Annotated in this window: 4 protein-coding genes; all 4 read right to left on the bottom strand. The window is 33.8% G+C overall.

What is annotated here, in order from left to right:
* The coding region (locus ABD769_RS24830) for a hypothetical protein (protein WP_344854061.1) at positions 1–329 on the bottom strand (329 nt) is incomplete at its 3' end.
* A gap of 11 nt (positions 330–340) precedes the next feature.
* Positions 341–3,544 carry a non-ribosomal peptide synthetase gene (locus tag ABD769_RS24825; protein ID WP_344854060.1) on the bottom strand — a complete coding sequence of 1,068 codons (3,204 nt, stop codon included), beginning with the start codon at positions 3,542–3,544 and terminating at the stop codon, positions 341–343.
* A 188-nt stretch (positions 3,545–3,732) separates the two neighbouring features.
* Positions 3,733–5,403 (bottom strand): MBL fold metallo-hydrolase, encoded by a 1,671-nt coding sequence (locus ABD769_RS24820; RefSeq protein WP_344854059.1) that lies wholly within the window; start codon positions 5,401–5,403, stop codon positions 3,733–3,735.
* A 53-nt stretch (positions 5,404–5,456) separates the two neighbouring features.
* Positions 5,457–8,554: amino acid adenylation domain-containing protein (locus ABD769_RS24815; protein WP_344854058.1), on the bottom strand; the 3,098-nt coding region annotated here is incomplete at its 5' end.

Below are 8,554 nucleotides of genomic sequence, written 5' to 3'. Positions count from 1 at the left end.
GATATGTGGTAGTTCGTACTACCCTGGAGGCGGTCTATAAACCACAAACGCTCCTGGCTGAAGGAAAGGGGAACCTTGGCAGGACGCTCTTGAACAACAGGAATCGAAAGATGGGGAACCCGAGCGGTAACATAATTTTGCTCGTTAAAATTTTCAAGCAAAAGCGTAATGTGCTGCTTAGCTTCTTTTATTTCATGTAAAAAATTTTCAGGGATTCGAGCTTCTGAAATCAGTGTATATCTTAATACCCCATTATCCAAAAATAAATTAAGTCCAATTTTCCTTGCCTTGGAAATTAAATTATAAATGTATTCACTAGAAAAATTCATATTAAAATAGTTTACAGGTCATATACAATGGATTCTTGATCTAATTGATAGTTAATTGAGTCTATATACAAGGCTAAACGAAAAATTGTTGGAAAATTCAAAATAACATTTAGTGAAACGGCACATCCAAACCTTGTTTTTATTGCAGACAAAATCTGTATCGCTTTAATTGAGTTACCTCCTAATTCAAAAAAATCAGACTGAATACCAAATGTTTCACACCCCAATATATCACTCCATATATCAGCCAAAATAGCTTCAGTTGGTGTTGAAGGAGCAATCTCCTCTAGTTGAGGCAAACGTGTAGTAATGTCTGCTTTTGGAAGGGACAACCTATCTATTTTACCACTTTCCAATAATGGCATAGAATCTATTGCTATATAAATTGAGGGAATCATATAAAGAGGTAATTCATTTAGCAAAATCTGTCTTATGAAGTAACTATCAATATTATTTTTCTTTTCAAAAACGATATAGGCAACCAAAACAGCTGAACCGTTCACTGTTCGCACAGAAACAATATTTTGAGAAATTCCTTCGATTTTAGATATGGCGGCTTCAACTTCTTGCAGTTCAACTCTATTTCCATTAATCTTAACTTGGTTATCAGTCCTACCAACATATTCTAAATAACCATTATCAAGTTCACGAACCAAGTCCCCAGTTTTAAAGATTATTTGATTATTATCAGAATATGGATCGGCAATAAAAAAATCTTTAGTCATAGTTTTGTTATTCAAATAGCCATCGGAGACCATCACCCCTCCAATAAACAACTCTCCGACAACACCCGCCGGAAGTAATTGGTGGTTTGTTCCAAGAACATATCTGTAAGTATTTGTTAAAGGAATTCCAATCACACTCCTCGTTGAACTACTAAATGCCGAAGAATTATCGACTTCACAATTCATCAGAGAGGTATCCCAAAAGAGTGCATCAGCTGTAACTTCAGAACTTCCATATATATTAATTAAAATACTTTTTTGAAAAACTTTATAAAAATCAATAACGGTCTCATTTAATAACTTTTCACCACTACAAATCCAATATTTAAGATTAACTAGATTTTCAGTACCATTTTTAAGTTCTTTAAGAATATTTTTGAGTAATGTTGGCACGAGCACTAATCGACTTATTTTTTGGGATTGAACCTTAGAAAAGAAAATACTTAAATCCAAAATCTCAGGTTTGAGAAATAAAACAGAGGTTTCGCCAGAGAGCAAGGGACCGAAAAATTCCCATAAGTGATCAACAAAACCAACTGATGTCTTTAATGCTGTCCTTTCTCCAGATTTAAATGGATAATATTTTTGCATCCATAATACCCGATTGAGGACACTTGTCATTTTTATCTTAACACCTTTCGGGTTACCGGTTGAACCAGAAGTATATATTATGCAAAATAAATCTTGCCGTTCCTCTAAAGTCAAGTTTTCTGGCAAAGTTTTAAAATCTAACTTGGAAAGGTTTAAAATTTTTAAGGTTTTTTTTTGCAACGCTTTCGAGAAAGCCGTTGTATTATCTGCAATGATTAGTTTGGGATTTGTATCGTCAATTATGTATTGAACTTTTTTAACGGGTGTTTCATTGTCAATTGGCACATATATCCCTCCCATTTTTAAAACCCCCATAAGGGCAATAAAAAAATTAACTGAACGATCAAGGAAAATTGGTATGATCGAATCCTTTCCCACACCAGATTTAAGAATTTCTTGAGCAATTAAATTACTTCTAAGATCAATTTCTTTGAAAGTAATTAATTCACCGTCACAAATAAGTGCCAATTTACTTCCCAAATTTAGAACATTTGAATAAAATAAATCCAAAAGAGATAAGCGTTGATCCTTAACGAATTCAGATCCTTTTCGCTCTAATATGCCATTAGCAGATTTTGGACATAAAGTGTCAAAATCCTTTAATTTATGAGATGGTAAATTAATAACACTAGTCATCAAAAATTTAAGATCATCAATTAATCTGTCAATATGTTGGTCTTGAAATATTTCCGTAGCGTAGTTCAGATCAAAAACAATCGTTTCATTTGTTGAATATTCGCGAATTTTAATTGTAAGAGGAATATTATCCCGTCCATTAGGCAATGCGACAATAGAGGATTTATGCGAATCGAATCTGAGTCCATAATCGAAATTTTCATAAGAAAACAAGACATCTATAATACTTACATTTGCCTTATGCTGTTCGTTAAACTCTTTTTGAACCAAAGAAAAAGGATATTGAGAATGGCGATAAGATTCCCTAATTTCAGCATGTATTAACTTAAGTAATTCCAAAAACGAAATATCGTTAGAAAATGAATAGATATTGGCAAGAACATTCATGAATGAGCCAAGAGTTTTTTTAAAAGCTGCATTATTTCTGTTCAATACAGGCGTGCCAATGACAATGCTTTTTTTATTATATGTATTTGTGAAATACATATAGTAAAGTGCTATAAAGAATTCGAAAAGGCTACAATTGTAATTTCGTGAAAATGTTTGTAATGAGGAAAATTGCTTTCTCGACAATTCAAAAGACTTAGATTTTGTGCTAAAATCGTTAATATTAGATAATACGGTTCTGTCTACGATAAAATTATCAAACCCACCATCATTCCAAAGTTTACTTTTATCAGACCAGAATGACCGATCAGCTAAGAAAACATCACTATTCAGGTATTGGGTAGACATAAGAGTAAAGTCCTCCAGGCTATTGTATATCAATACGCTATTTTCAGGGATATTACTTTGGTTATAAAATTCAGAGGTCCTTTTAAACATCATCGCTAGAGACCAACCATCAATTATCAGATGGTGAATTTTAGCAAACCAAAGATATTGTGAACTGCTAATCTTAAAAAGTACAAATTTGAAAAGATTTTCACTTTCCAAGCTAAAAGGTATTTGCATATCTTTTCTCATCCATTCAATAGCTGCCTGAAAAGGGAAAAGTACCTTTTCAAAATCGAGTACCTCAAGGGGATAATATTGAAACTGGATTAAGGACTGTTTTACAGTAGAATTCGCTACCGAATACCTAAGTCTGAAATTTTCGGAACTACTGATGAGAAGGTTTATCGATTTTTCAAATTTTATCGTGTCAATACTACCCTTTATGTCCGCATATCCGCCTAAGTTATATTTTGAAGAACCTGGTTGAATTGAAGCATCCAACCAAATCGAATATTGCATCTCAGTCAAATTGTTAAATTGGGTCATAAGCTTAAGTTCAGTCTACTAATTAATATTTGTAATCAAATCAATCCATTTGGCAATTCAGTTTATCTCTGAAAGCCCTTATTTGAAACAGGAAATAAGCTCGTTTTACAAATCACTGCAAGACATACGATATGATCTTACAATAGGAAAAACCAGTATCACTTGTACATCTGCATTTTAAGGTATCATCACCGATTGTAAAATAGTTCCTTTTCCCCAAATAAGCGTTCCGAAGTAATTCCCCTTTTATTACATTCATCAACCAGCTTATTCGATTGAACTATTGGATTCGACTCGTCCGTGTACTTGATGCTACTTATGAACTCAAGCCAAGGTTCTTGGCCCATTGCATACACATATACCTCACTAGGATTGAATATATCTACCAAACTCATTCCTTTCTCAAAGTCCGACCCGGAAAGCCTCCTTGACTGATCCTTATCTCGAGCTAAATTTTCGGAAAGAAGCGGCCCATAAAGCCAAGAAAGGGGTGCACCATCGCATTCCATTCCCAAAAAAATCACGTCTATATCCCCGATTACAGAATGAATACGTTCGTATAACTTTGGCTCGACTACTCTAGAATCTGCAACGAAGAGAAAACTAAAATCATTTATAGCTATTTTAAAACAAGTTTTAGCCTTGACATTGAGGTCACTATGCTCGCCCGTAAAGGGTATTCCAGTTATCGAACAGTTTTCAAACTGCATTTTTTCCATCTCGTTAATTTCGAAAACATTATCGAATCCAATATTTTGAAATACTAACTTTAAATTGGGATCTTGCAACGCTCCAGAAGTAGTACTTGGAACAATGATATTCTTGGTTTTGTGACGTAAGGGAAGTAAAGTTTCAAACAAAACGTGATCTTGATGATTATGGGTGATAAGTATATAGTCTATCACATCTGGTATATCAATATCAGAAAAATGAACCACGTTAGATTCATAGCCATAATAACTTATCAAAGGATCTACAAGAATGCTTACATCCTTGGTTTCAATTAGAATACAGGCGTGTCCAAAATATCTCATTCTGACTTTTGAACCTTCGTATTTTTGATATTTTGGATGCTCGGATTGCGTAAAAAAAGACTCGAAAATTTCAATTTCATTCTCCTTGATTCCAAGCATATTTGCGATATCTCCAATTTCCCCACCTTCTCGCTTCATTCGGCTTATTGCATCAATTCCTGAATGGTCAAATGGAATATTAATCTGAAGGACATCTCGCTCGTCAAGTCTAGCTGTACTCAGACAAAACGGTCGCTCATCATTCTTAGTTAACCATAAGGCAATACTTTGTGATCCTTTTTTGTAAAAGTTGCTGCTGTACAACAATGATTCATAAAGCCTATAAGAAGCGTTATTATTAAGATCATAGCTTAACTCAACATAACCTTTAAGAAGGTTTGGAACTTTTTCATATAAACCTTCTAAAGAATAACCTTTTGCGTTATTCTTCAACATGTTGTCAAGTTCCAAAATTGCTTCTGAAAGTTGGATCAGATCAGATTGTCTTATCATAGTCTGATCCAGAAGATTTTTAACATCTGCAACTCTTGAATTTTTATAATCCATAAACGGGCCCCCTTTCATTTTAGGGTTTAAGACAGCCTGTTCGTGAATCTCAGAAGATTGTATATAGGATTTCATGATCTTGATATGCCTTCCAACCACATTCATAGCGGCTGTTGCTGGCGAAATAAGATGAGACCAGGCATACCAGCGTTCAATTAAAGGCTCGATAATTACGTTTGGTTTTAGAAACCATCTTGTTTTTTCCATAGTTTTTACTAAATCTTTTTCAAATAATTGATTATAAAAAATTTGACTCAATGCAGGTACAACTATTAGCAATATACTTAATTATGTTTCTTTTTCACACGTCAAAAAATATTAAGTAAATAAAATTATTTAATTGCATCTAGCTGTGCTAATAAAGTTTTTAAGGTATTTTCTATTTTATATTTAATGAGATAGGCCTTATTGAAATTGAAACGAATAGAAATTCGGCTAGGATTTATAGGGTCAACTATGATATGAATATTGAGCGCATGATGATACTGATCTAATAAAAAAACGTCGGTCAATCTTGGAAGTTTCTTTGAATCTACTACATTTTGACCTGACCAGTCTTTGATGTTATGAAAATTGGTGTAATTGAACGTAATCATATTAGGATCAAAACCGACTTTTTCCCTGATTTGTAAAATGGAAAATCTTGAAAATTCTTCATATTTGTTAAGTTTAAGTTGTATTTCAACATAATCTAATTCATCACTAGTTTGGACATTAAATGGAAGTATATTCCAAAATAAGCCAATTGTATTCAGAGGATCACTTAGTTCATTCGTTCGTCCATTAAATAAAACACCTAAAGGCAAATGGTCTAAATTCAATGCTTTTTTCATGGCTTGAATGCATTCTTTTAAGAAAATTGCGCGGAGCGAAACATTATTAATCGATGAAAAATCCTTCAGATTTTTTGCAGTATCTTCAGCCAGATCAAAAATCATTGAGTGATAAGCGGTCTTTACCTTTAAGTTTAACCGATTTATAAGTGGCACTTTTTTTAAATTAACAATCTCATTATCCCAAAATGCATTCGCTCTTTTTGATTCTGATATTTTTTTGCTTAAGAAAACATGTTCTTTGTAAGAGCTGGGTAAGTCAATCAGTTTAGGTTTATGATGTGTTCGAATATCTAAATAAGTTTCCATCAGCTCGTTTTGCAGCACCACATTGCTCCATCCGTCTATAATGGAGTGATGAGCAGAAATCATGAGTTCAAAGACATGTTTAGAAAGGACAAAAACTTTAAATCTTATTAGATTTTTTCCGCATCCTTTTCTAGTGAATTTATTACGAATATCTTCTGCTCTACTTTTTTTGATATACTCTGTCTGCTGAAGGTCGTCCAAATGGGTTATGTCATCTATTTTAATTATTGTGCTGGATTTCTTTTTAATATACTGATAAAAACCTCCATCATTTGACCTAAAAAAAACGGTACGCAAGACAGGATGTTTATCCACTACGAGAGTAATAGTTTTCTCTAATGCTTTTAAGTCAAATAGATCATCGTGGAATCTCATTGCCTCCACAAAATGATATATCCCATTATCTAATATATCGTTCTCATTCTCTTCAATCATCACCTTTTGGATTGGTGACAGAGGATAAATATCCTCAAAGTCTAAGTTTTCTTTAAGTTTTTTGACATTGATTAGATTTAGTTCTTCGAAATTTATTGTCTTAAGTTCGAAATAATTGTTTAACTTCTTATTATTTTCAGTTTTTAAAATTTGTTCAGCTTGGTTCTTCAGCGTAGGATTTAATAAGAAATTTTCAGCACTAATTGAATAGCCTTCCAATTTTAAAAGAGATATTATTTGAATTACCTTTATTGAATCCCCCCCCAATGCGAAAAAATCATCTTTTATCCCGATAGGATTGTTTTGTTTTCCTAAAACATTTCCCCAAATTTCCGCTAGTTTCTTTTCTATTTTACTCTTTGGCGCAACATAAATTGTACCTATATACCGGTTTTTTAAATCGAGTAATTTATTCCTATCTATTTTGCCGTTAGAGGTAGACGGAAGTTTTTCCAAACTGACATAATTAGATGGAATCATATATGCTGGCAATATTTTGCTAAGATGTTTCCTGATGCTATGTACGTCGAGATTTTTACCACTTGTATAAGCAACTAATTCTTTTTCTCCTAGATTATTTTGCTTAACCATTACCGCACAAGATAAAATATCGCTATGTCTTTGCAATGCACTTTCTATTTCGCCAAGTTCTATTCGGTATCCCCTTATTTTGACCTGGTCATCATTTCTTCCCAGAAACTCAATATTGCCATCAGGAAGCCATTTACCCAAATCCCCAGTCCTATACATTTTTTTTCCAAGATTAAACGGATTAGGTACAAACTTTCTTGAACTTAACTCTGGTTGATTTAAGTAACCACGGGCTAGACCAGTTCCTGCAATATAGATTTCTCCAGTAACGCCTAATGGACAAAGCTTGTTCTCGGTACTTAATATGTAAATTTGTGTATTTGAAATAGGTTTACCAATTGGGATTTTAGTATCGTTTTTTGACGTTTTATAGTAAGTAACGTCTATAGAGGCTTCAGTTGGGCCATATAGATTTTCAATTGGTATTTCCAGCTCATTATACCATTTAATAATAGTTTTTAAATGCAAAGCCTCACCACTGGTAAATATTTTGCTCAAACTGCTCAATTTCTTCTTAAAATCGGCTTGTTTAAAAAGATATATAATGAAGGCATCAAGCATACTTGGTACAAAGTGTAGACAGGTTACTTTTTGTTTTTCAATTAGAGATAATATACTTTCAGAGTCACTATTTTCCCACTTTTTACATACGACCATTTTAGCCCCAAAACATAATGGTAAAAACAATTCCCATACAGAGACATCAAATGTTATAGTCGTTTTTTGAAGGATAATATCATTTGTTTTGAAGTCATAGTGATTCCACATCCAGTCAATCCTATTTAATAAACCTTTATGCTCTATTAATACACCCTTAGGCTTGCCCGTAGAACCCGATGTATAGATCACATAGGCCAAATCATCAGGATCATTAACTGATAAAGGGTTGTTTGCGTTGTATTTACTTTTTTCCTTTGAAAAATGTTCTAGTTCTTTATCATCGAGGATCACTTTGCAGTTACTGTCTTCTTTTATATACTCTTTGCGGTCCTGCGGGTATTCAGGGTCTATGGGTACATAGGCTGCCCCGGATTTTAATATACCCAGAATAGCAATTACCATCCAGTGTGACCTGTCCAGCATTACACCTGCCAGGTCACCCGGCCTGAGGCCACAATTTTCCCGCAGATAGTGGGCAAGCCGGTTTGAATGTTCGTTCAGTTCCCCGTAGGTCAGCTCGGTTTCACCGAAAACCAGCGCAACCCGGTCTGCACTCTTTGAAACCTGCTCTTCAAACAACCCAACTATCGTCATACCTTTAT

This window comes from Pedobacter jeongneungensis (genome assembly GCF_039538295.1).
In the GTDB taxonomy this organism is placed as follows: domain Bacteria; phylum Bacteroidota; class Bacteroidia; order Sphingobacteriales; family Sphingobacteriaceae; genus Pedobacter; species Pedobacter jeongneungensis.
The sequence above is the reverse complement of the archived record's forward strand: the minus strand, read 5'-3'. Positions and strand labels throughout refer to the sequence as shown.